This is a genomic window from Leptolyngbya sp. O-77 (genome assembly GCF_001548395.1).
Classification (GTDB): Bacteria; Cyanobacteriota; Cyanobacteriia; order Elainellales; family Elainellaceae; genus Thermoleptolyngbya.
Map to the genome: position 1 here is coordinate 3842206 of NZ_AP017367.1, position 23994 is coordinate 3866199.

Annotated in this window: 17 protein-coding genes; 12 read left to right on the top strand and 5 right to left on the bottom strand. The window is 55.4% G+C overall.

The genetic code is table 11. The features are described 5' to 3' along the window. Nucleotides 1-55: 55 nt before the first annotated feature. Nucleotides 56-2533 (top strand): glycosyltransferase, encoded by a 2478-nt coding sequence (locus O77CONTIG1_RS23710; RefSeq protein WP_084782750.1) that lies wholly within the window; start codon nucleotides 56-58, stop codon nucleotides 2531-2533. A 31-nt stretch (nucleotides 2534-2564) separates the two neighbouring features. Here the strand turns inward: O77CONTIG1_RS23710 and O77CONTIG1_RS16290 are convergent, their stop codons facing one another. Continuing rightward, entirely contained in the window at nucleotides 2565-3416 is an 852-nt protein-coding gene (locus O77CONTIG1_RS16290; protein WP_068512592.1) for a universal stress protein, read from the bottom strand. A gap of 106 nt (nucleotides 3417-3522) precedes the next feature. Then, entirely contained in the window at nucleotides 3523-3672 is a 150-nt protein-coding gene (locus tag O77CONTIG1_RS24735) for a hypothetical protein (protein ID WP_156435369.1), read from the bottom strand. Between the two features lie 206 nt (nucleotides 3673-3878). Between O77CONTIG1_RS24735 and O77CONTIG1_RS16295 the strand changes: the two genes are divergently transcribed. The 5 genes from O77CONTIG1_RS16295 to guaD all read left to right on the top strand — a co-directional run bounded on the left by O77CONTIG1_RS16295 (nucleotide 3879) and on the right by guaD (nucleotide 10432). After that, on the top strand, nucleotides 3879-5606 hold the full coding sequence (locus O77CONTIG1_RS16295) for an ABC transporter permease (RefSeq protein ID WP_068512593.1): 1728 nt from the start codon (nucleotides 3879-3881) through the stop codon (nucleotides 5604-5606). 145 nt (nucleotides 5607-5751) lie between these two features. After that, nucleotides 5752-7134 (top strand): nitrate/sulfonate/bicarbonate ABC transporter ATP-binding protein, encoded by a 1383-nt coding sequence (locus O77CONTIG1_RS16300; RefSeq protein ID WP_068512597.1) that lies wholly within the window; start codon nucleotides 5752-5754, stop codon nucleotides 7132-7134. Between the two features lie 207 nt (nucleotides 7135-7341). Next, a complete protein-coding gene (locus O77CONTIG1_RS16305) occupies nucleotides 7342-7803 on the top strand; it encodes an acyl-CoA thioesterase (protein WP_068512600.1) in 462 nt (153 codons plus the stop codon). Between the two features lie 131 nt (nucleotides 7804-7934). Then, entirely contained in the window at nucleotides 7935-8873 is a 939-nt protein-coding gene (gene rbsK, locus O77CONTIG1_RS16310; protein WP_068512603.1) for a ribokinase, read from the top strand. Between the two features lie 197 nt (nucleotides 8874-9070). Further along, nucleotides 9071-10432 (top strand): guanine deaminase, encoded by a 1362-nt coding sequence (gene guaD, locus O77CONTIG1_RS16315; protein ID WP_068512606.1) that lies wholly within the window; start codon nucleotides 9071-9073, stop codon nucleotides 10430-10432. Between the two features lie 586 nt (nucleotides 10433-11018). On the opposite strand, the gene O77CONTIG1_RS16320 is transcribed toward guaD, so the two are convergent. Further along, on the bottom strand, nucleotides 11019-11333 hold the full coding sequence (locus O77CONTIG1_RS16320) for a DUF3155 domain-containing protein (RefSeq protein WP_068512609.1): 315 nt from the start codon (nucleotides 11331-11333) through the stop codon (nucleotides 11019-11021). Between the two features lie 825 nt (nucleotides 11334-12158). On the opposite strand from O77CONTIG1_RS16320, the gene O77CONTIG1_RS16325 reads away from it, so the two are divergent. The 3 genes from O77CONTIG1_RS16325 (at nucleotide 12159) to O77CONTIG1_RS16335 (ending at nucleotide 16257) form a co-directional block, all read left to right on the top strand. After that, nucleotides 12159-13586 (top strand): sensor histidine kinase, encoded by a 1428-nt coding sequence (locus O77CONTIG1_RS16325; protein ID WP_197673213.1) that lies wholly within the window; start codon nucleotides 12159-12161, stop codon nucleotides 13584-13586. A 253-nt stretch (nucleotides 13587-13839) separates the two neighbouring features. Then, the gene (gene aqpZ, locus O77CONTIG1_RS16330) at nucleotides 13840-14610 is read left to right on the top strand and encodes an aquaporin Z (protein ID WP_068512616.1); all 771 of its coding nucleotides are present in this window, start codon (nucleotides 13840-13842) and stop codon (nucleotides 14608-14610) included. Nucleotides 14611-14964: 354 nt separating this feature from the next. Next, on the top strand, nucleotides 14965-16257 hold the full coding sequence (locus tag O77CONTIG1_RS16335; RefSeq protein ID WP_068512618.1) for an MFS transporter: 1293 nt from the start codon (nucleotides 14965-14967) through the stop codon (nucleotides 16255-16257). Between the two features lie 64 nt (nucleotides 16258-16321). Here the strand turns inward: O77CONTIG1_RS16335 and O77CONTIG1_RS16340 are convergent, their stop codons facing one another. Next, a complete protein-coding gene (locus tag O77CONTIG1_RS16340; RefSeq protein ID WP_068512621.1) occupies nucleotides 16322-17221 on the bottom strand; it encodes an antibiotic biosynthesis monooxygenase in 900 nt (299 codons plus the stop codon). Nucleotides 17222-17843: 622 nt separating this feature from the next. Between O77CONTIG1_RS16340 and O77CONTIG1_RS16345 the strand changes: the two genes are divergently transcribed. The 3 genes from O77CONTIG1_RS16345 (at nucleotide 17844) to O77CONTIG1_RS16355 (ending at nucleotide 23245) form a co-directional block, all read left to right on the top strand. After that, nucleotides 17844-19283, top strand: a complete 1440-nt coding sequence (locus tag O77CONTIG1_RS16345; RefSeq protein WP_068512623.1) for a uracil-xanthine permease family protein — start codon at nucleotides 17844-17846, stop codon at nucleotides 19281-19283. A gap of 684 nt (nucleotides 19284-19967) precedes the next feature. Next, nucleotides 19968-22007 carry an iron uptake porin gene (locus O77CONTIG1_RS16350; protein WP_068512627.1) on the top strand — a complete coding sequence of 680 codons (2040 nt, stop codon included), beginning with the start codon at nucleotides 19968-19970 and terminating at the stop codon, nucleotides 22005-22007. 296 nt (nucleotides 22008-22303) lie between these two features. Continuing rightward, nucleotides 22304-23245 (top strand): YihY/virulence factor BrkB family protein, encoded by a 942-nt coding sequence (locus tag O77CONTIG1_RS16355; RefSeq protein ID WP_068516702.1) that lies wholly within the window; start codon nucleotides 22304-22306, stop codon nucleotides 23243-23245. 329 nt (nucleotides 23246-23574) lie between these two features. Here O77CONTIG1_RS16355 and O77CONTIG1_RS16360 read toward each other — a convergent pair whose 3' ends face one another. Further along, nucleotides 23575-23895: a Mo-dependent nitrogenase C-terminal domain-containing protein gene (locus tag O77CONTIG1_RS16360; RefSeq protein ID WP_068512630.1), complete on the bottom strand. Its 321-nt coding sequence runs from the start codon at nucleotides 23893-23895 to the stop codon at nucleotides 23575-23577. Nucleotides 23896-23994: the final 99 nt, after the last annotated feature.

Here is a 23994-nt window from a genome sequence, read left to right on the forward strand (position 1 = left end):
AAGCCCTCTCTTCTCTGGTTCATCCTGTCTCTGGTTCATCCTGTCTCTGGTTAAAATGCCGTTTCCCCTCACCGACCCCGCCTGGATCGAAACCCGCGATTTCCTAAAGCAACACGCCCATGAACTCGACGCGATTCTTGCACCAAACGAGTTCATGGAGTTCTTTCCGGGCAACTATCACTACAACATCACCTACCTGCTGCCGCCGTCCCACTTTGACTATGTGGTGATGCACAAGGGCATGGTGGCGGAAATCGAGCCACCCTTTGCGCTGGAGGTGCTGCGGACGTTTCAGCCGATTTTTGCCAATGCGGTGTTTGTGGTGTTTGCCAAGCAGCCACCAGAGAACGCGCCGAAGGCAGCAGGGGTGCATCTCCAGCCCTTGCTGAACCAGCTTGCGGTGGTGGAGGCGCAGCAGCGGGGCAAGGTAAAGCCGATTCGCTATGGCGTGACGATTACCACCTACAACCGACCAGAGAGCCTGGGGCGATCGCTCCCCCAGATCCTTCAGCTCGGTGCGCCCGTGGTGATTGTGGACGACGCTTCCACCCCCGAAAATGCCGCCGCCAACCAGCGTATTGCCGACGAACACGGTGTTCCCCTCATCCGCATTCCCGAAAATCGCGGCCTGCCCAACGCCATGAACGTCGGCATCGGCTACTGGCTAGCCGACCCCGCCATCGACTGGATTTCCTACTTCCAGGACGATGTGGACGTGCATCCCGACCTGTTCAAGATTCTGGAGCAGATCCAAGACCCGCTGGAGCGACCGATTCTGGCAGGGCGCGACGCGCTGGAGCATCCCACCTTTGCCAGGGGCAGCATTGCCGGGTACGAAGTGCTGTTTAAGCGCTCTATGCCGGGGCAACACCTGCACGCCCATCGGGACTATTGGGCTGGGGTGATGCCGATTCCTACGCCGTACCTGGGCGCACCCAAGCCGACGGGCGGCAAGCCGGGTCAGGGAGCCGATGAGGACTGGTGGATCACTGCCTGGTCGCCCCATGCCATTCCCAAGCGGGGCAAGTACTTGGTCTGCGTGCCGGGGCTGGTGCGGAGCTTCCAGATTACGGAGCAGGGTTCCACTTGGGGCAACATCAGCGAACGGCAAGAGGACGGGCAGCCGATTCTGGATGCGGCGCTGAAGGATCTGGCGGTTCCGGCGACGAGTCGAGACGGGGGGCTGGAACTGGTGGAGCGCGATCGCCCGCCAGAGCCACCCCTGGCCGACCCCGTCCTCGCCGGACTCAAAGTTCTCGTAGATGGCTACAACCTGCAACTGACCACGGGCACGGGCATCCGCACCTACGCGGTGAACCTAATTCGGGCGCTGACGGTGCTGGGGGCGGACGTGGACGTGCTGCTGAGCCGCAACAGCAATAAAAAAGATGCCATCCTGGACGAGGTGCTGTTTTTTGATGAGCAGGACGTGGGCGGGCGCAAGCTCGTCGAAAACCTGATGCTGATCAAAGACCTGCTGAAATCCTCCGTGCCGTCGCTCTATCGGGCGTGGGCGGCGGAAACCGTGGGCGAAGTGGTGCTGAAGCAGGGCAAGTTTACCGAAGATTTCATCGAGCTGGCCCGTTCCTACAACCTGCCGAAGTGCTACAGTGTCGCCAATGCAGCGTTTAACCTGTTTGGACGATCGACCTCGGTGACGATTCCCGAAAAAATTGACCTGTGGCACGCCACGTTTCCGCTGCCCGTCAGCATTCCCGGCGCGAAGAAAATCACGACGATTCACGACCTGATTCCCCTGCGCCTGCCCTACACGACGCTGGACAACAAGAAAGATTTCTATAACAAAGTGAAGCGATCGCTCAAGGATTCCACCCTGACGATCGCCGTTTCGGAACACACCAAAAAAGACGTGCTGGCCTATTTCGATGCCGACCCCGATAAAATCGTCGTCACCTACCAGCCCGTCAATATCAAGCCGCTGGACGCAGAGCCGGAGGAAATCGGTGAATTTCTCAAGCGCTATCGGCTGGGCTACCAGAACTATCTGCTGTTTGTGGGGGCGATCGAACCCAAGAAGAACGTCGGGCGCTTGCTGGAAGCCTACGCCGCGCTGGAAACTGACCTGCCGCTGGTGATCGTGGGCAAAAAGGCCTGGTCCTTTGAGGACGACCTGGGGCGGCTGGATTATCTGTTTGACCCCGGTGCCAAGCAGGACGTGCGCCTGCTGGAATATGTCCCCGGTGATGCCCTGCGCTATCTGTATCAGGGGGCGTACTGTTTTGTCTTCCCGTCGCTCTACGAAGGGTTTGGGCTGCCGCCGATCGAGGCGATGACGATGGGCTGTCCGGTGGTCACATCGAGCGCGTCCTGCTTGCCAGAGGTCTGCGGCCCGGCGGCACTGTACGTGAATCCCTACGACGTGGCGGATATTCAAGCCAAGCTAGAACAAATCTTGGGCGATCGCCCCCTACGCGACCAGCTTGCAGAAACCGGGAAACAGGTGGCCCAGAACTTCAGCCTAAAGAACTACCTGAACCGGCTCAGCGCTGCCTACCTGAGGGCGATCGGCTAAGGTACGTCCTGTTGTGAACGGTCGCTCCTGGCTACGGATTCGGGATTCGCACCAGCAGCACGGGGCACGGCGCATACACCCGCACGTAGTCTGACAGCGACTGACCCAGCAGCCGATCCAGATCGGGCAATCCCTTGGCAATGGTGGGGCGGCGATCGGGCGAACCGAGCATCAGCAGGTCTACGTTCAGGTCTTCCGCAAGCTGACAGATGCGTTCGCCGGGCTTGCCTTCGGGGGCGGCTGCTTTGTAGGAGATGCCGTATTTTTTGGCTTCAGCGATCGCCGGAATCAGCACCGGATCTTCCTCTGGGTTCGCTGCAATTTCACCGGGCTTGAGCTTCATCTCCGGGTTGGTATGCACCAGCACCAGTTGCCCGCCCTTGATGTCGCGCAAGAAGGTAATAGCCAGCTTCAGCGTTTCCTTCGCCGAATCAGACTTGTCCATCGCCACCATGATGCGGTTGATTTTCTTTACGTAGAGATCATCCCGCACCAGCAGCATTGGCCGCGAGGCGAGCTGAAACACATACTGGCTGACGGAGTTTTCCAGAATTGACTGAATCCGCTTTAGCCCGCGAGATCCCATGATGATCAGGTCAGCATCCACTTCATCCGCTACTTTTAGCACCACGTCTTTGGGTTCGCCCTCGCGCAGCACCGCCGTCACCCGCGCCGGGTCAAGCTTCAGGTTTTGGATCGCCTGAGACAAAATCCTGCCGCCCTCTTCCCACTTGGCCACCATGTCATCGGCCGTCACCTGCGGTGGCACGACATGCAGCACGGTCACCGTCGCCGCCTGAAAAATCGGAATCTCCATCAGGCTTTTGAGCATTTCTTCGGTATGCCCAGTGCCAGAATCTGCCAGCAAAATTTTCTCGATCATGCTTGCCTCTTAACAGCTTTTCAGTCAGAACAAGTTAAGTCAGAACAGATGTCTTAAAAAGAATGCTCAAATGACTAGAACATTCACAAAACACGCGCTGGAACGTTCACCGAAACATCGCAACGATGCCAATCCAGATGAATAGGCTGGCGATCGCCCCAATGCCCGAATCCCTTGCAATATCCGTATTCCAGCTTAAAATACAGCGGTCTGGGCTGCGGCGGAAATGATGTAAAAATTGACGTGCCTCAGACAAGAGTCAGATTGATGTGTCAGATTGATGTGTCAGATTGACGTAGACGTAATCGACGTAGTTAGAGAGCAAGCAAGGGCGATCGCCTATTCTGCCGTAGACTGCGTGTTCTACTGATCTTGGCCAACCAAATTCTCTTCCTCTAATCTGAGATGCTCTAAAGCATCTCAAAAGTCATTCAATGTCCGCCCAGCGAGTGTATCCGCGCCATGCGTACCTTCCCCACACCTGAAGCCCTCAAACGGTTCCCCTTCGGCCTTGCCGATATCGCCGTGATTCTGGGCACGATCGCCCTGCTTGCGCTGATCGGTCGCTTGGGGGCAGACATGATGGTTCGCTTTGCGCCGCCCGAAGTCTCACCCGAAATCGACCTCGATCCGCGCAATTTGCCTTACTATGCCGGGCGATCGACGCTGCGGATGTTCATCGCGCTGGCGTTCTCCACTCTGTTTACGCTGATCTATGGGTATATTGCTGCCCGCAGCCGCCGCGCCGAGCGCATTATGATCCCGCTGCTGGATATTTTGCAGTCTGTCCCCGTGCTGGGGTTTCTGTCGATTACGGTGACGGGATTTATTGCGCTATTTCCAGGGAGCCTGCTGGGGCTGGAGGCTGCGTCGATTTTCGCCATCTTCACCAGCCAAGTCTGGAACATGACCTTTTCGTTTTACCAGTCGCTGCGGACTGTGCCCCAGGAACTTATGGAAGCCGCTCGGCTGTATCGGCTATCGGGCTGGCAGCGGTTTACGCGGCTGGAAGTTCCGTCGGCCATGATTGGGCTGGTGTGGAACGCCATGATGAGCTTTGGGGGAGGCTGGTTCTTTGTGGCGGCTAGCGAAGCCATCAGCGTGCTGAATCAGGAATACACGCTGCCAGGGATTGGCTCCTACGTGGAAAAGGCCATTGTGGAGGAGAACCTCTCCGCTCTGGGTTGGGCCATCCTAACCATTGCCATTGTGATTTTGCTGGTCGATCAGCTATTTTGGCGACCGATTGTCGTCTGGTCAGACAAGTTCCGCCTGGAGCAGAGCGCTGGGGCTGCGTCGCCCACTTCCTGGGTCTACGACCTGCTGCAAGCGGCCCGTATCCCGCGCACGCTGGGGCGGCTGCTGCGCCCGATTGGAGAATCGACCAAGCGGGCCCTGTCGGCCCTCACGCCGCCACGCAGCACCTATCCAGAGCGCGATGGGACTGGCGAAAAGGGCGATCGCCTGTTCAATCTGCTATTACTGCTGATTATTGGCGCAATCATCGCCTGGATGCTGCACTTTATCTTCAGAACCGTCGGCCCCGCCGAAGTCCTGAAAACCTTTTGGCTGGGGCTTTTGACCCTGCTCCGGGTAATGGTGCTGATGGTCATTGCCACGATCATCTGGACTCCCATTGGCGTGGCGATCGGGTTCAATCCCAAGCTGGCACGACTCTTGCAGCCCGTGGTGCAGTTCCTCGCCTCCTTCCCCGCAAACTTTATCTTTCCCTTTGCCACCCTTTTCTTTATCCGCACCAACATCAGCATCGAGTGGGGCAGCATTCTGCTCATGGCCCTGGGCGCTCAGTGGTACATCCTGTTCAACTCCATCGCTGGGGCCCAGACAATTCCCACCGACCTCCGGGAAATGGCAGACAACATGGGGCTGCGAGGCTGGCAGCGCTGGAGAAAAGTGATTATTCCGGGCATCTTTTCGGCCTGGGTAACGGGCGGGGTCACAGCTAGCGGCGGTGCTTGGAACGCCAGCATCGTGTCTGAGATTGTATCCTGGGGGTCTAGTACCCTCACCGCCACGGGTCTGGGGACTTACATTACCGAAGCCACCACTCTGGGTGACTGGCCCCGCATTACGCTGGGCATTGCCATGATGAGCCTGTTTGTGGTGGGTTTCAACCGCCTGTTTTGGCGGCGACTCTATGAGCTAGCTGAGACGAAATATCATCTCTAGTGCTATGTCACAGCTAGAGCTTAGGTTGGTAGTCAGCGCTTTAGCGCTGAAGCGCTGACTACGAGCCGAGGCATCACCCTAAAACTAAACCGTGACACTGCACCAGAAAACATTCCTCTGAAATCCCCCCCTTTAGGAGTGCCCCATGACCCCGAAGACCCGTCTAGACACCGCCTTGATTGCTGTTGAGCAGGTGAGCAAAAGCTTTGCCTCTCCTGAAGGGAAAGGAAGCTTCACGGTTCTGAGCAACATCAATCTTGCGATCTATCCTGGGGAGGTCGTGGCTCTGCTTGGCCGCAGCGGGAGTGGCAAGAGTACGCTGCTGCGAATCATGGCGGGGCTGCTGTCGCCCAGCGAGGGCAGGGTCTACAGCAACGGGCAGCCCCTCAAGGGAACAAATACCGACGTAGCGATGGTGTTTCAGAGCTTTGCACTGTTGCCTTGGTTGACGGTGCAGGAAAACGTTGAACTAGGGCTGGATGCTCAGGGTGTAGAACTGGCAGAACGACGACGGCGATCGCTCGAAGCAATTGACCTCGTGGGGCTGGATGGGTTTGAAAGCGCCTACCCCAAGGAACTATCGGGCGGCATGAAGCAGCGGGTCGGCTTTGCGCGGGCCCTGGTGCTACAGCCCAAAGTGCTGTTTATGGATGAGCCGTTTAGCGCCCTCGATGTGCTGACCGCAGAAAACCTGCGGGGCGAAATTGACGATCTCTGGAATGCAGGCCAGTTCCCGTCTCAAAGTATTTTGATCGTCACCCACAACATCGAGGAAGCCGTGTTTCTGGCTGATCGGATTGTCGTGCTGGGCGCACGTCCGGGTCGAATTCGTGGCATTATCGATGTCGATTTGCCCCGCTCCCACGATCGCACCCAGCCCCGATTTACCGCATTGGTGGACTATCTTTACACCGTCATGACCAACCCCGACCTGGAGGTGACTGGACTGGGAGTGGCTGGAGCAGTCGCCGCCAGCCCCGTTCCTGCCGCCCGATTCGAGGGTGCAGCCGCTAACAGCGTGCGGCGATCGCCCTACGAAATGCACCTGCCCCACGCCCGGGCCGGCGGCATCAGCGGACTCCTGGAACTGCTGGTGGAAAAGCCAGACGGACAGGAAGATTTGCCCCGCCTGGCCGAGCGCCTGGGGCTAACGGTCGATGATCTACTGCCCATTTTGGATGCAGCCGTTCTGTTGGGTTTTGCAACGGTTGCCGCAGGCGATGTGAGGCTGACGGAAGTGGGTCGAGAATTTGCCACGACCACCATCCTGCAAAGCAAAGACCTGTTCCGACAGCAGCTTCTGCGCCATATCCCCGTGTTTGACAGCATTTGCAGCACCCTGCGCGAAAAGCAAAACGGCTCCATGCGGGCAGACTTTTTCCTGGATCTGTGGGATGAACACTTTCCCCACGCCGAAGCAGAGCGCCAGTTTGCGACCGCTGTAGATTGGGGACGCTATGCAGAGCTATTTGAGTATGACGCAGACGAGGAGCGGCTTTATCTGCCGGAAGCGCAGCTTGTGGCATAGGCGCACTGCTGGCATTAGCCTGCTGGAGTCATGCCCCCATGACCGGGCGATATGACCGGGCGATCGCCCCTCACGCCCGCCTAGCCTCTCCCCTCCCTCGGTTGCAGCCCTCTGGCAAATTGCCCCAATCGCGCTGATAGCATAGAGGAGGCCGCGCCCAGCGCTCGGCCGCTTTCGGAGGACTTTTGATCTGTTTGCAGCCCATCCATGACCGAACTCCCCACCCACGCCATCCAGCCCGCCGTCGCTGCCAGCGACACCTGGTTTGACTATCCGGTGCGCGTCCAGCCCCACCACACCGACTATGCAGGCGTAGCCTGGCACGGCACCTACATCGCCTGGCTCGAAGAAGCCCGCGTCGAGTACCTGCGCTCCATCGGCGTGAACTATGAAGACCTCGTGGCGATCGGCTGTGAGCTTCCCGTCGTCGAACTTTCGCTGCGTTATCACCGGGCGATTCAGATGGGCGAAGGGGCGATCGTCCGCACTCGGTTGCAGATGGACGGCGTGCGCCTCAACTGCGACTATCGCATCCAGTCTCCCGATGGCGAAATCCTCTACGCCACAGCCCAGGTTACGCTTGTCGCGGTCGATCGCGAAAAGGGCAAGATCATGCGCGTGCTGCCGCCAGCGGTGAAGAGTGCGCTGATGCGCCTGGCGAGTCCGTGATCAAGGGTCAAGATGATGTCAACACAGAAAGGGAAAACCCAAAAACGAAACCCTTTCCCTCTTCCTTCTTCCCTTTTCGTTCTTCCCTCTTTCTTCGTTCTTCCCTCTTCCCTCTTCCCTCTTAACTCCCTATGTCCGTCATCGTCTTCGGCAGCCTCAACATGGATCTCGTCGCCCGCACGCCGCGTCTGCCCAAGGCGGGTGAAACGCTGACGGGACATATGTTTGAAACCGTGCCGGGGGGCAAGGGCGCAAATCAGGCGGTGGCAGTGGCGCGGCTGGGCGTGCCGACGGCGATGGTGGGGCGCGTGGGCGGCGACAGTTTTGGGCAGGACTTGCTGCGGGGGTTGCAGGAAAGCGGCGTAGCGTGCGATCGCGTTTTGATCGACCCCAGCACCCACTCTGGCATCGCCATGATTGCAGTGGATGATGCCAGCGAAAACACGATTATTCTAGTGCCTGGTGCAAACGGTCGGGTGGATGAATCCGACGTGGCGCGGCTTGCAGAAATTTTGCCCCAGGCGAAGGTGCTGCTGCTGCAATTGGAAATTCCCCTGCCGATGGTGGTCGCCGCCGCCAAAGCCGCCAAAGCTGCCGGGGTGACGGTGCTATTTGACCCTGCGCCCGCTCGCACGGATCTGCCCGACGAGCTATTTCCCCTAATTGACATCATCACGCCCAACCAGGTGGAAACGGGGCAGCTTGTGGGGTTCCCAGTGACCGACCTAGAGTCGGCTCAAAAAGCGGCGGCTGTGCTGCACGAGCGGGGGGTGGGCACGGTTATTAGCAAGCTGGGCAAAGCCGGAGCGGTCTGCATGACGGCGGACGAAACCTTTGAAATTCCTAGCTTTCCGGTGCAGGCCGTAGACACCGTAGCCGCAGGTGACTGCTTTAATGGGGGGCTGGCTGCCGGACTGGCCGCCGGGCTGAGTCTGCGCCAGGCAACTACGCAGGCCGCCGCCGCCGCCGCTATATCCGTCACCCGGCCCGGCGCACAGCCGTCTTTGCCCACCCGCGAAGAGTTGCAGTCATTCTTGCGAGAGCGATCCGTATCGCTACCTGGTTTTTGAAGGGCAAAATTTCTCAGCACCCGTTTTCAGCACTTGACTGATAGCGACGCTACAGCAGCCTGGACAAAACCCCTTAATCTGGGCATAGGCTTTTGTAGTGGGGATTTGGCTTTAGGACTCGTGCCCCGGAAGTCTTTGAGCTTGCTCCCTTCGGGGCCTTTGCCCTGCGACTCCTGACCTCTGAATCTTTCTATCCTATGACCCTCGCCTACGCCAACCCCTCTACCGACTCGACGCTTCATGCCATCCGAGGTGCGTTTCTCGATTTTCTAGATGATCCCTATTACGTGCCTGAATCGGAAAGCGTCCGCTATATTCATGACGGGCTGATGGTGCTGGAAAACGGCTGCATCCGGGCGCTGGGCGAATATGCAGCGGTGCGGGCGGAATATCCGAATGTGCCCGTGACCCATCAGCGCGATCGCCTCTTAGTACCCGGATTCATCGATACGCATGTGCATTACACCCAGACGGAGATGATTGGGGCCTACGGCGAACAACTGCTGGAGTGGCTGAACAAATACACTTTTCCAACGGAGGCAAAGTTCAAAGACAAACACCATGCCCATCAGGTTGCGGCCTTTTTCTTAGAGGAACTGATAAAAAATGGCACGACGACCGCAGTCGTTCTGGCAGCGGTGTTTCCGGAGTCGGTAGATGCCTTTTTTGAAGAGGCGCAGCGGCGAAATATGCGGATGGTGGCGGGCAAGGTGATGATGGATCGCCACGCACCGGACTATCTGACGGACACGGCCGAGAGTGCTTACACAGATAGTCGGGCGCTAATTGAGCGGTGGCACAAGTGCGATCGCCTCCTCTATGCCATCACGCCGCGCTTCGCTATCACCTCTACGCCAGAGCAACTGCGGGCCGCGGGCAAGCTGCTGGAAGAGTTTCCCGATGTCTATCTACACACGCACCTGTCAGAAAATCTCAAAGAAGTGGCGTTTACTCTGGAGCTATTTCCAGAGTGTACCGATTACCTGAATGTGTATGAATCCTTTGGGTTGGTGCGCGATCGCTCGATTTTTGCCCACGGCATCCAGCTCAGCGATTCCGAATTTGAGCGGCTGTCGCGGTCGGGTGCGACGATCGCCTTTTGCCCCACGTCAAACCTGTTTTTGGGCAGCGGCCTGTTCAACCTGAAAAAGGCGAAGTCGCCAGAAATGCCCGTGCGCGTTGGGCTGGCCACCGATGTCGGCGGTGGCACTAGCCTGTCGATGCTGCGGACGGCCAGCGAAGCCTATAAAGTAACCCAACTGCGGGGCGATCGCCTGTCTGCGTTCCAGACGTTTTACATGATGACGCTGGGGGGAGCGCGATCGCTCTTGCTAGAGGATAAAATTGGCAATTTCCAGGTCGGCAAAGAAGCCGATTTGGTGGCGCTGGATTTGCGATCGACACCGATCTTGGCGATGCGAAACCCGGTCGCTGTGCCCGCCGATTTTCAGGAAATGGCAGATGCAGTCTTTGCCACGATGATTTTAGGAGATGAGCGGGCGATCGCCGCGACCTATATCGCTGGGCAGCTTGCCTACGCGCGAGACGCAAACACGTAAAGTTTTGCATCTTTTTTCGTTGGATTTCGGCTAAAAGTGCCTATCAGTTACATAAACTACATCCACCGCCTGGTAACGGTGTTATCCCTAATGTCAACTTAAAACGCGAATGCGAATAAAACCTCCAGATCCGGTTCACTGGCACGCGAACGCGGCTAACTCTTGCCAAAACCTTGGGCGATTGCCCAAAACCAGCCTCTCCAACCTAAAACCCCAGGTGTCAAAGAAAAAGCGGAGCTATTCAATAGCTCCGCATTCCACTAGATGAAAAGCTAGCAATTTCTAATGAAACTTGGAAACCGCTTGCTCTAACTTGCTCTAATGTCTTGCTCTAATGTTGTCTCAGCTTATACGCTTACTATTGCGCTTGCAGCTTTGCCACTCCTGCTCCTGAATGCCCTGACTGCTCTTTCATTCGGATTAGCAGCGTCTAGCTATCTACTCAGCGATTCGCTACTTTTGCTGCCTGAACAGCACCGACATCAGAACATCAAAAGAACATTGAAAAAGAGCATTGAAGATTCGGATGAACCTTTCAAACTGACTGTAACAGCGCAATATAAGCTAGCCCCTGACCGAAGCGAGACTACCGACTTGAAGCGAGGGAAAGCTCATCGGACTCATCTTCCGACAGCCGCAAACTGGGGAACAGGAAATGGTTTTCCTCGACGTACTGCGCTCCAAAAAGCCCCTTTTCTGCCCAGAAATAGCGATCGGTGGTGTGTTCGTTTCGCTTGACGAGCAGCAGTGCTGGCGGCGCAATGCCTTCAGCTTGGATGAACTTTCTAGCAGCCGTGACGGGTTTATCTTCGCCACTTTCAATACTATACTGAGGCACCAACTCCAGGATTCTACGCCCCTCCAGGCGGCGACGACTCTTACGCTTGCGTCTCCTTGCCAACCTCCTGACCTCCTCTCTCTAGGAATAGATGTAACTGTAGTTACAAAAAACTAAACCGTCGCCAGTATAGTGTCCCGGCCTCAAAATTTCAACTTCTTTTAACCTAACGACATAAAATCTTAGAGATGTCGGTCTCAAAGCCTCGATGTTTCGCAGAATCGCTTAATTTATCTGCGGAGATGCTTAATATTTCGTTATACTTCACTCCCTGCCCTGGGCAATTCAGCCCTGCTGAAATCTGGCTTGGGCTTGACTCTTTCTCCCAATCTGAGGGGATGGGCGGTTGGCGCTGGCGTTGAGTGGATGCCCTATTGAGCTTTATCGATTTGAATCGACCTGACTATTGAGAATCCGAATGCTCTGAATGCTTTAAATGTCAGGAAATTGACAGAATGTTCTAAAGCGTGACCCGCCTCGGGTTTAATCCGTCTGATGCTCTTATCGCTTCTATAATGATAGGACTTGTGATAGGACTTGTGCAGTTGGGGACTTGTGCAGTTGAACAATTTTTCACAGGCTGCGCTTGTGAAAAATTGTCCAGAATCCAGAAAATTCATCGCGGGTGCGTAAGTCCTGTAACAAGTGGCTTAATCTAAGTGGCTAATGGGGATCAGCAGCGGCAATCTCGTTGAAATTGCTGAAACTGCCCACCCCATTTCCTGATGTGGTGAGGTACGCGCCACCTTAGAGAGGCAGAGGTGTGGTGAGCGACTTGTGCATCTTGTGTATCTCGTTTTGTATCTCAATTACCTCAATTACCTCAAGGGTGTATCCCAACTTCACACCTCGTTAGCTTTAACGCTGTAATAAGCTTGCAACATGTTGATGCCAGCCAGCCCTGAGTTTGTTTTGCTGTGTCAGTCGCAGATTGCGGTGCTGACGCAGGGGCTTGGTGCGGCCTTGAGCGTGGTGTATTTAACTGATGATCCAACGGCGGGTGGTGAGGCCGATCTAACGCCTGTTGCGGCTTATCCTGAAGAAGCAGTGGATTGGAGTCAGGAACAAATTCTGCGGCTGTTGTCTGGCGGGCCGTCTACCCCCCCTTTGCCACCCCAGCGGTTATTGACAGATGCAGGGCGATCGCCCGACTCTGCTTCTAAGGCTGCGAAATCAAGCTCGCCGCCGTCGGAGCGTACATCAGTTGAGCCAGAGACTGCCTTTCAAGGTTCTGCTGGGGCCTTTGCCGAGCCAGGGCTATATTCTCAAAAAATTGTCCTGCCACTCGTTTACGAGGGCATGATGATGGGGCTACTGGTGACTGCTTGTTCGGATTGCCTCTGGGGAGAACAGGAGCAGAGCCAAGTCGAGCATATTGCCCAAACGCTGGCGATCGCCCGTTTGCTGGATCAGCGATCGCAGTGGGCTGAGTTTGAGCTACATCAGCGCCAGGTGTTGCAAAGCCAGCAGCGCGACCAGATGGATGACCTGCTGCATCAGTTTCGCAATCCGCTGACGGCGGTTCGCACCTTTGGCAAACTGCTGCTGCGTCGCGTCCAGCCAGAAGACGAAAACCGCACCGTGGCAGAGGGCATCGTGCGAGAGAGCGATCGCCTGCAAGATCTGTTGCGCCAGTTTGATACCGTCATCGATCTCGACCCTGCTTCCCTGCCCGAAGCCAGTCCTGCATCGCCACCCCGTGATGCAGAGGTTCGTTCTGGCGGATCGCCGCCCTTGGCATTGCCATCTCAGGCAGTCCCGACCTCATTAGAACCTCGCTCTGTTACTGGACAAATGCAGATCGAAGCACTGGATTTGGCGGCTGTGGTCGAGCCACTGGTCAGTTCTGCCAGTGCGATCGCCCAGGAACGGGGCCTAACGTTGCAAACCGAACTGCCGCCTGACCTGCCCTCTGTGCGGGGCGATCGCCGCGCCCTGCAAGAAGTCCTGAATAACCTGCTAGACAATGCGCTGAAATATACTCCGTCGGGTGGCACAGTGCGGTTGATCGGCGGCATCGAGCGCGAGTTGGATGGACAGACCCAGCAGGCGATCGCCATTCTCGACACCGGCCCCGGCATTCCCAAAGCCGACTTTGAGCATCTGTTTGAACGACACTTTCGCGGCGTACAGTCCCAGGGCGAGATTCCTGGAACGGGGCTAGGATTGGCGATCGCCCGCGACCTCATTTCCCAGATGCAGGGCGAAATCCAAGTCTTTAGCCCAGCCGACGAGAGTGGATTAATCGAACCCAGCACCTCACCCGGCACTGCCTTTTTGGTTTGGCTTCCAATCCATGTCGCCAGCCAGGATTAAGCTTTCCAATGAGTTCCTTAAGCTATCAATATTTCCTGACGAAATTGCGACGTTTGTGTCGCGCAACAACTTGTCTTTCCATGCGGTTACGTATATCCTGCTACCAAATGGAATATTGTTGCTCTAAGGCAATCTGTTTTCCGTCTTATCGGGGTTGACATTGAGCGCAATCTTGACTTTGCGCGATTCCGTTTAAATTCACAGATTAAGTGTCTAGTCTCTAGCCACATTCTTTTGAGGAGCTTGTGTAAATATGTCCCTTCCTGTTCCCCTTACAAAGCGGCTAATCGCCGAGTTTATCGGCACTTTCTGGCTGGTGCTGGGCGGCTGCGGCAGCGCCGTGCTGGCAGCAAACTTTCCCTATGGTGACGGCGGCAATCCGCTCGGCTTGGGCTTTCTGGGTGTTGCCCTGGCCTTCGGTCTAACGGTGTTCACCCTGGCCTATGGCTTCGGCCACATTTCTGGCGCACACTTCAACCCCGCCGTGTCCTTTGGTCTGTGGGCGGGCAAGCGCTTCTCTGGTGCAGACCTGCTGCCCTACATCATTTCTCAAGTGCTGGGTGCAATTCTGGCTGGCGGTGTGATTTACCTAATCGCCCAAGATCGTCCCGGCTTTGCGCTATCCGGTTCCAACCCGCTGGCAACGAATGGCTGGGGTGTGCATTCTCCCGGTGGCTATGGCTTCTGGTCGGCCCTGCTGATCGAAGTCGTGCTGACCTTTGTGTTCTTGCTGGTGATTCTGGGCTCCACCGATCGCCGCGCCCCCAAAGGCTTTGCCCCCGCTGCCATCGGTCTAGCGCTGACGCTGATTCACCTGATCAGCATCCCCGTGACGAATACCTCGGTTAACCCTGCTCGTAGCACAGGCGTTGCCCTGTTTGCAGGTTTGTCCCACGTTTCTCAACTGTGGCTGTTCTGGCTGGCTCCCATCGGTGGTGCTGTTCTGGCTGGGTGGCTCTACTACAGCGTGTTTGAGCCTTCTGTCACAACGGAAGAGTACGTGCGCGAGCGGGAAGTCGTGTAGGAAATGGGAACTGCCAAAGCAGTTTGACCGCTTCTGACAACGCTCGAATACCTTCCAGCTTAAACACCTTCAAGACAAATGCCTGGGGCCTGGCTCCGGGCATTTTACGTTTGTTTGAGAACATTAGCTCACATTGATTCTTGATTTTGGATTTGCGATTTTGGATTGCTAGTCAAGCGTCTGCGGAGCTTCCAGCAATTTCAGTCGTAGCACCCCTTAAAAGAATTGATATTACAGACCGTGATGTTTGCCCACAAGCTGTGTCAGCGGGTTTTGACAGCTCGAACCCAGGGAGTAGCCACACAGTCACCAGTCCTTTACCCTTAAAGAAATCTCGTGCCCCTGAAGCCGCCTATGAACCTTCTGTTTGCCTCTGTCCAATCTGCCAACCGACTTGTCTGGATTCAGGCAATTGGTCGGCTACTCTGCCAGATTGCCTACGGACTGATCAGCTTTTATATCCCGATCCTGTTTGTAAACCATATTGGTCTGTCGGCGGCTTCTGTGGGTTTTGCGGTGGGGCTGAGTGCCGTCAGCGAGGTCAGCGGTCACTTCATCGGCGGCACGCTAGCAGATTTGTCTGGCTGGGGACGCAAGCGAGTACTGGTTTTGGCGGCGGCGCTGGGGATTGGGGTGTCGCTGATGCTGAGTGTGGCCACGACTTTGCCGCTGCTAATTGTGGCGAGCTTGGTGCTGGGCATTAGTTTGGGGTTTTATTGGACGGCTTCTAATGCAGCGGTTATGGATGCTGCGCCGCCAGAAGAGCGCCATCATGCCTTTGCGCTGATGGGCGTTTCGGAATATGTCGGTGTGGGGGCTGGGGTGTTTGGCGGCAGCCTTTTGCTGGGCGTGATTCAGGACGTGCCGCAGACCATTTTTCTAGGCTGCGCGGCGATTTTCCTGGCTTATCTGCTGCTGATGCAGTTCACCATGCAGCCAGGGCAGCAGCCCCAGGCAAAACCGGGCGCGGCAGAGCAAGGCATTCTGGTTGCGTTGAAAGATAAGCTGCTGTTGGTGTTTATGGCGGCGAATGTGTTTTTTACAACCTATGTGGCGCTGGTCACCAGCACTATTCCGCTGTACTTTACGAACTTTGTGGCAGGGGCTGACCCCACACCAGGGGTGTCGGTGTCGAGTACGGCCAGCCTGTTTACCTGGTGCTATATTGGCGTGGGGGCGGTGTTGCAACTGCCGCTGGCGCAATTACTTACGCCCTATCCCAGAGTGCGAGTGCTAATGGCGGCGATGTTGCTCTGGGGGGCAGGGTTTTCGCTGCTGTGGGCAACGGGTTCCTTTGAGGAGGGTCAGTTTATCTGGGGTGTGGTGGCGCTGTGTCTATTGTCAATTGGTTCGGTGGCTTATAAGCCTTTCTTTTCGGCGATTGTGTCTGATCTGGCTCCCGATACGCTGCGTGGGGCCTATATGGCCGTTAGCTCTCAGTGCTGGACGATTGGCTATTTTATTGGGCCAGTGATAGGCGGCTGGGCAATGGATCAATCAGCTTCGGTGGCTCATGTGTTTTGGCTGGTGGTTGGGGCAAGCTCGCTGCTGTGTGTGGGAATTTTGTGGATTTTTGAGGCTATGAATCCGGCGATCGCCCATTCCACAGTCACCCCCTCAGCGCTCTCGTCCAAGCCCGAATCCTAATCACAAAATTTTTCAGCACGGACTTACAGGACGGGCTTGTTTAACAGACAGGTTTTTTCTGTGGTTAATAAGACTTCTTGCTGTACTGCTTGGGCGGCTTGGGCGCGATTACGTTCACTACTTTATAGAGGTGTTGATCGACTTTGAGAGGGACTGGAAGGGCGATCGCCCCTGCTTCCTCACCATCTTCCGCTTCAACCGCACCCAGTCCAGACAGCACATCCACCGCTGGAACCTGGGCCAGGTCTTGAAACTCCTCCGCATAGCCCCAATAGGCCATTAGCAAGGCTTCCGAATTATCGACAGACTTCAGCAGCATGACTGAGCGTGGGGCAGGATACATTTTGGTGACGGCTGGCAGCGCTTGCTCTACCTCAGACAACACCTCTGGCAAGTCCTCTGTTTCTGCTACCGAGACCTCGCCCAGTTGCACTAGCGCCCCCTGTCCGCGGATCACAGGCACCATGCCGCTGGGAATCTGCATATCCGCGAGTTCAAATACTTCTGTTTTGGCGGGCGTTACCGTCATCGGGGGTTGACCGCCTTTGGAAGACTCTTTCTGATACTCCTTCTGATACTTGGTGTAGTCTTCAACGGGCTGGGCCATAAATGCTTCATAGCTAGCGGCATCCGTCCACTGAGTGAGGGCAACCACGCGAGAGCCGTCTTCGCTCTGCAACACCGATAGCCCCTTAAAACCTTCTGCACCCTTGAAGAATGCCTTACTGGACTTGAGTACGGTAGAAACGGCATTGAGCTGGGTGTCAGGTGTGGTTTCGTAGACCGACATCACGCTAACTGCCTCTGGCTCCGTGTCAAACACGAGTACCTGGGGCGCTTTGTCAGCATAGGCGGCGATCGCCCCACCCAGCCCGAACCACAGCACCAGTCCGATCGCAAATACACTCCGAATCCAATACCCTCCCCACAATCGACGGATTAGACTGCCCAAAACACTCTGCATCACGCCTCCCAAACATCTGTGAGCTTGCGCCATCAAGCTCAGTATCGTAGCCGCAGGTTTTAGCGATCTTTTGTATTGCGAGATACCCTGTATTGCGAGAGACCCAACTTCGGGCAAGGTTTAATCTCCCAACAGTCCCTCATGAGCGGCCAACCGTGGCTTTATGAGAACGAGGCAGGCTGTCGTATCTGAAGCTACAGCATCCGGGCGATCGCTCGATTACAGTTGTAGCCGTGGGCTGTATACAGTATTTTGTATGCAATCTTCCTGCTGCCTCACGGTGAGTATCCTTGGCAAACCTTTGCTCGAATGGTGCTTTTTAAGAGGTGACAGGATAAGCAGTGCAAGATTCTGTATCCAGGTCTTGGGGAACAGTCCTGACCGCAGCTTTGTTGAACAAAGGTCTGATTGCCCCCATTTTTTAAGGTTCTGTACTGCCTTTCAAAGGCGGGTTTCTTGATGCGTTTATCTACCTCTGTCTCAGATCTGTCTCAGGTGATTTACAGATTAATTTCGTATCTTTTGACACAAATAAAATTCTGATTGGTTGCGAACCTTTGATGCAACCCTCGTTTTATAAAATTTCTGTTCTAGCTTTTATTTCAGGAGATATGGAAGGGGAATGGCACAAGCAGATCATGATTTAACGCTGGAGGAAACCTCCGCACCGAGCGAACCGATTATTAAATCAGAACTACTCTATGGGCTAAACGACAAGCCTCCAGTAGGTGAGTCTCTGTTCGTGGCGCTTCAGCATGTGCTGGCATCGTTTGTAGGAATCATCACACCGCCGTTAATTATTGCAGGCGCATTAGGGTTAGATCCCGTCAATACGAGCTATTTGGTCAGCATGTCGCTCTTTGCGTCTGGGCTTTGCACCTTTATCCAGTGCCGCAAGATTGGCCCAGTCGGCTCTGGCTTGCTCAGCTTGCAGGGAACGAGCTTTGCCTTCTTAGGCCCTATCATCGGCGCAGGCACAGGCGCAATTCAGGGCGGAAGCACCCCGGAGCAAGCGCTGGCGCTGATCTTTGGCGTATGCTTTTTTGGCTCTGCGGTAGAAATTATTCTGAGCCGCTTTCTGCATCTGCTCAGCAAAATCATTACGCCAGTGGTTTCGGGTACGGTGGTGATGATTATCGGTTTGGGGCTGATCCGAACTGGAATTATCAGTCTGGCAGGCGGTGCGGCGGCCCAGAGGGCGGCGGATGGTAGTTTTGGAAGCTGGCAGAATCTGGCGCTGGGTGGGCTGGTGATGGCGATTGTTGTGATTCTCACCGTCTCTGGGAATCGGTTCCTACGCATGGGGGCGATCGCCATTGGTTTGCTGGTGGGCTACATCATCGCTGCTTTCATAGGTCTGGTCAATTTCAGCGCCCTGAGCAATCTGTCATTCTTCAGCCTGCCCATTCCGTTCCGCTATGGGATGCGCTTCGACTTGGGGACGTTCCTCCCCTTTATTTTGCTGTACGTTTTGACGGCAATTGAAACCGTGGGCGACTTGACTGCGACTTCGGCCGTATCTGGCGAACCCGTGAAGGGACCGCTCTATGTTCGCCGGATCAAGGGCGGCGTTTTGGGAGATGGGGTCAATTCGGCGATCGCCGCTGTGCTAAATACCTTCCCCAACACCACCTTCAGCCAAAACAACGGCGTGATTCAAATGACGGGTGTAGGCAGCCGCTATGTGGGCTTCTTTGTCGCTGGTATCTTCGCTATCCTGGGTCTGCTGCCTATCGTCGGGGGCGTGTTCCAGGCCATTCCTCAGCCTGTGCTGGGCGGTGCAACGCTGATTATGTTTGGCTCGATCGCCGTTGCTGGCTTAAACATCGTGTCTTCTGCAAATCTGGATCGTCGGTCGATGATCATTGTTGCCGTTTCTCTGGCGCTGGGCTTGGGCGTGCTATATGCCCCAGAGATTTTTGATGGCAAGCCGCCTCTTTTCAGAAATCTCTTTGGTTCCAGCATTTCCACGGGCGGCTTGACGGCAATCCTGCTAAGCTGGTTGCTGCCTCGCAAGGATGATGCAGAGGAAATTTCGCAGGGCTTCGTTGAAGAATCATAGGCTTGATGCACTATTTTGATTCGAGTTTGATTTGAGTTGGCGAAGCAATTTAGCCTCGCAAAAAGTGTTTCTAGAGTGGGCATGGTTGTCGTGAAGTAAGCACGCGCCATGCCTTCTTTGTTAAGAAGCTTACGAATTGATTGAAAAGCCTTGGAAGAGGTCTTTTCTAAGGATTCTTCAATCCGTCTTTAACTCTGAAAGGCTCTTTCAGCAAGTGTCTTGAACTATATTGGGATTGGGCTTTTTGCCAATTACTTTTGTCGATGCCTTGATCTGAAATCACGACGCAATTTAACTTTTCAGATTTGGATTGGCAAACTGGAATATTCTTTTGCAAATGTGACTCGGAATACAAATTCGAGATTCGGCTGAGATTAGCCTATATGAAATGTTTCTGGCTTGCTTGATAAGTTATATCTCTAAGTCTTCATGTCTCGATTTCTATTGGGTGTGGCTATTTAGAAAAAATGCATTGCAAGGATGCATGAAATACTTTAAGACCCGACAGAAATGCATTAAGACATACTTAATTTCTAGCAAGCTACAGCGTTTTTGAAGCTAGTGAGGCACACGGATGGTCAATAAGCCCTCGCCTCGTGAGGGCAGCATGTGCCTCACCCCGCAAGAAAATGCTGTATCAGATCGTTCTCGACCGTTCATCGTGGTGCTTGAGGAGCTTTTGAAATGAGATTTGAGGTGTTTAGACCTCTGCTAGCGGCGTTGGTCGTGGCGGGGGCATTTGGAATGGATCACCGGGCGATCGCCAGCCCAGTTGCGCCCTCCGAAGCTGAGACGCAACCCGCTCTGGATACCCAAGCTGAAGGTTCAGCAGTCGATTCCAGCCTGCCCATGTCAGACCTGGGACATGTAAGATTGGCCGACGCAGCCTTGTCTGAGCCGTCTCCAGTCGCCGATCTAGACCCTGCCCCTGCAACGACCGAGCTGCTGGAAGTTTCACCAGAACTAGCTCCAGAGGTAGAGCCGCTGGAGGCTCCTTCGACACTGCCCCCCGAAATGGATGGCGCATCCAGTGCCGTAGACCTGTCGGCCTCGGAGATCACCAGCGAGGCGATCGCCATTCCGGTAGACATGCTGCTAAGCGGCACGCTGCCAGTGGATGTCAACCCTGCAATGGCGCAGGTCACCTCGGTTCAGCAGTTTTCCGATGTACAGCCGAGCGACTGGGCCTACGAAGCCCTGGCCTACCTGGCAAACGCTGAGGCAGAAGGCGGATTAGATTGTTTAGAAGGCTATCCCGACGGCACGTTTCGGGGTGGCCGCGCCATGACCCGTTATGAATTTGCCGCGGGTCTGGCCTCTTGTTTGGATGCGATCGTGGGTCGGCTCGACTCCCTCGACCCAGAAGCCCTGGCGCGAATCGAAGCCCTCCAGCGAGAGTTCGCCGCCGAGCTAGCTGTGCTGCGGGGTCGGGTAGACGCGCTGGAGGCGGCCGTAGCCGAACTAGAAGCCAACCAGTTCTCGACCACCACCGTTCTGCGAGGCAACGCCTGGATGAACCTGACCCAGGCATTTCCCGACGGCAGCATTCTGACAGAGCGCAACCCCTTCGCGCCAAACGCCTTCGCGCCGCCCATTCGAGATGCCAACGGTCGCCCCAGCCGCGTCTTCCGCGACCAACCCCAGCTCACCTTTAGCTACTACGTCAACCTGAACCTGAATACTTCCTTCACCGGGCGCGATTCACTCGTCACGCAGCTTGCGGTTGGGAACGGCAACTCGCCTGCCAATGAGCTAGTCTCGTCTGGCTTTTTCAATAGCTGGGGGGTTCCTTTTACCGACCAAGGCGCTGGTACACCCAACAACGTCGTCGTGCGGGAACTGTTCTACTCATTCCCGATTGGCGACGCAGTACAGGTGGATATCGGCCCCCGCCTTAACTACTATCGCTATTTTGATGGCAATCGCTTCACCTTCTTCCAGACAGGTGCGTCTACCTTCAACTCGTCGGGCAGCACCCTGCTGAGCGCTATTGACCGGGGCAGCGGCATTGTCATTCGGTGGAAAATTATTGACCCACTGCAACTCACCGTGGGCTACCTGGCTGAAAACGCTGAGTTCTTAAATCCTGCCTTTGGGTTCAATACGTCCAGTAACCCTGGCGATGGTCTGTTCAACAGCAGCAACATTATTACGGCTCAGCTTGCCTTCTCCCCCTCCCGCAACTTCAACCTGCGTTTGCTCTATGCCCGCTCTAGCCTAAAGCCCTACAACGGCTTCATTGGAGGGGCTGTGGGCGAGCCAGTGCCCTACGGCTATATCGACGATGGCTTTGGTGGATTTTTGAATGACTCTGGCGCAGACACGCTGATGGCCAATTTTGACTGGCAAATTGCCGACTGGATTGGTCTGTTTGCCCGCTATTCTTGGGGACGGGTGGATGTGAACCCGGTGGCCCGCGAGGAGGGCCGACAGGTGCGGGTACAGTCCTTCCAGGTCGGTCTGGGCTTCCCTGATTTGTTTAAGCGGGGTGCGCTGGGCGTGATTTCGTTCCTGATTCCCCATGACTATTTGGCGGGTGAGCAGTTTTTGCTGTCGGGCGGCGGCGATGGGGGCACCCAGGCAGAGCTTGAAGTGTCTTATCGCTATCCTGTGAGCGACAACATCTCTCTGGTTCCGGCCTTTTATGCCATCTGGAACGCCAATAACTTCGACAGCAACCCGCCCGTGTATGTCGGCAACCTGCGATTCCAGTTCTCGTTCTAGCGGTTTTCTAATTTCTTCCGTGAGTTTTTTCCATGCATTGATTGACTGACCGCTGTGCTACCAGAGCACTGTGGCATGGGTAGTTCTACGAATCGGGTCTTTCCGAGTTTCCTGAAGTGGAGGCTTGTGGAGGCCCGTTTTTCTGTCCGTGGAGCGTCGCCATAAAGCCGTCTGCTAGGATAGGCTGCAAAATGTGAGGCTGTGGAGCTCAGACTCGCTATGATTTGAGCCGTAGCGTTTACGGAATTTCTGTGCCTGTTATTGCGCCTGCTATTGCGCCTGTCATTACAAACTTCATGCCCACCCCCTCTCGATTTTTCCAGTTTTTCACGCACCTGCGTCCGGCTGTGGTGCGCCGAGTCGCTCAGCGGGCCGCGACTCATCGCCTGCCAGGTTTATCCGCAGAGATGGCCTACAACGCCATGCTGGCTTTGTTTCCAGCGATTCTGGCGATTTTAACGGCGATTGGCTTGTTCCAGCCGTTGAATACGACTTTTCTGCGTCTGATGGATCAGGTCAGCGAAGTGGTGCCTGTGGAGGCGTGGCGGATTATCCAGTCTTTTACTGAGGAACTGAGTACCTCCCGCGATCGCACTCTATTCTCTCTCAGCTTTTTGGTGGCAATTTGGGCGGCATCGGGGGCGGCGAGTGCGGCCATGACCGCCCTGGATCAGATTCATCAAATTCCGCGCGATCGCCTCCGTCCCTTTTGGAAAGCCAAGCTCGTCTCTTTGGGGCTGACCGTCAGCGGATTGGTGCTGCTGATGCTGGCGCTGGCGATTGTGTTTATCGGAGATCTGCTGGTGCGCCAAGTGTCGATTCAGGCTCCTACGCTGCGACCCTGGCTGCTAACGCTATGGCAACTGCTGCCACTGCCTGTGGTCTTACTGCTGATTTCCCTGACATTTGCAGCGGTCTATCGCTTTGGCCCCAGCCGTTGGGACAAGCGGCGGCCCATTCTGCCGGGGGCGCTGCTGGCGGCAATTTTCTGGGCTGTGTTGTCCAATCTATTTCGGCTATACGTTGCAAATTTTGCCGACTATAACCGCGTCTATGGGGCAGTGGGTGCGGTGATTATTCTGTTGCTGTGGCTCTATCTCACGTCGCTGGTCATGCTGCTGGGGGACGAGATCAACGTCACCGTGGGCGAAGCGATGGAGCAATATGAGCAGCGGCGACAGCTACACTTTGAGGAAATGCGGGAAGAAATGCAGCGGAGCGCAGAGGCAATAGATTAGCAGAGCCAATTGCTCATCTAGTTGCTCAGCCAGTTGCTTAGCCAATTGCTCAACCAATTGCTCAACCAAGGTTTATCCAGGTTGTTGATGTAATTGTTGATGTAAATCGCTGTTCGGATTGCTTGAATCGCCTCGTATAAGAAACCGAATTAAGAAACCAAAACCGAATTAGAACAGGCAAATCAGCAGCAGGAAGCCCAGAATGCCCAGGCTAGATTCTAGGAAAAAGGGAAATTCGGCTTTGGTTTGGGGGGTGGTGGGTTGCATGGTGAAACTCCGGGGTGAAGTGTTGGGAGATTGGGGGGGGTAACGTCTAGACGCTGTTCGACCTAGCAGTAGGCGCTGATGTCTTCGCCGCACTGATCAGCGAGATAGCAGAGTGATCGGAATCGCAGCCCGACAAACTGTTCGTATAGCGGGTTTAGCTTGCACAGGGGCGGAATGTGCCCGACTTTGCGACCTAGCACGATGATGTCGCGCTCGAAGGGGCACTGGGCGGGAATGAGCCGAGAAATGAAGTGGGCAGTTTGGCGATCGCGGATTTGCAGATTATCCAGCCAGTTGCGGAGGGGCTGGAGCCAGGAGGGGCGATCGCTACCTTGATGACTACCTTGATGACTACCTTGATGAAGAGAGGATGTGGCGTTCATAGGACTCACAGGTTCGATGCAGTTCTCTACTTATTACTTCTCAGTTCCAGTCGCAAATTTCACGCAGCATTCAGTAAGAAATGATGAACTTTTCTGAGA

Coding starts and splice junctions, on each gene's coding strand:
- O77CONTIG1_RS23710 (WP_084782750.1), top strand. CDS start 56: ATGCCGTTTCCCCTCACCGACCCCGCCTGGATCGAAACCCGCGATTTC.
- O77CONTIG1_RS16290 (WP_068512592.1), bottom strand. CDS start 3,416: ATGATCGAGAAAATTTTGCTGGCAGATTCTGGCACTGGGCATACCGAA.
- O77CONTIG1_RS16295 (WP_068512593.1), top strand. CDS start 3,879: ATGCGTACCTTCCCCACACCTGAAGCCCTCAAACGGTTCCCCTTCGGC.
- O77CONTIG1_RS16300 (WP_068512597.1), top strand. CDS start 5,752: ATGACCCCGAAGACCCGTCTAGACACCGCCTTGATTGCTGTTGAGCAG.
- O77CONTIG1_RS16305 (WP_068512600.1), top strand. CDS start 7,342: ATGACCGAACTCCCCACCCACGCCATCCAGCCCGCCGTCGCTGCCAGC.
- rbsK (WP_068512603.1), top strand. CDS start 7,935: ATGTCCGTCATCGTCTTCGGCAGCCTCAACATGGATCTCGTCGCCCGC.
- guaD (WP_068512606.1), top strand. CDS start 9,071: ATGACCCTCGCCTACGCCAACCCCTCTACCGACTCGACGCTTCATGCC.
- O77CONTIG1_RS16325 (WP_197673213.1), top strand. CDS start 12,159: ATGCCAGCCAGCCCTGAGTTTGTTTTGCTGTGTCAGTCGCAGATTGCG.
- aqpZ (WP_068512616.1), top strand. CDS start 13,840: ATGTCCCTTCCTGTTCCCCTTACAAAGCGGCTAATCGCCGAGTTTATC.
- O77CONTIG1_RS16335 (WP_068512618.1), top strand. CDS start 14,965: ATGAACCTTCTGTTTGCCTCTGTCCAATCTGCCAACCGACTTGTCTGG.
- O77CONTIG1_RS16340 (WP_068512621.1), bottom strand. CDS start 17,221: ATGCAGAGTGTTTTGGGCAGTCTAATCCGTCGATTGTGGGGAGGGTAT.
- O77CONTIG1_RS16345 (WP_068512623.1), top strand. CDS start 17,844: ATGGCACAAGCAGATCATGATTTAACGCTGGAGGAAACCTCCGCACCG.
- O77CONTIG1_RS16350 (WP_068512627.1), top strand. CDS start 19,968: ATGAGATTTGAGGTGTTTAGACCTCTGCTAGCGGCGTTGGTCGTGGCG.
- O77CONTIG1_RS16355 (WP_068516702.1), top strand. CDS start 22,304: ATGCCCACCCCCTCTCGATTTTTCCAGTTTTTCACGCACCTGCGTCCG.
- O77CONTIG1_RS16360 (WP_068512630.1), bottom strand. CDS start 23,895: ATGAACGCCACATCCTCTCTTCATCAAGGTAGTCATCAAGGTAGTCAT.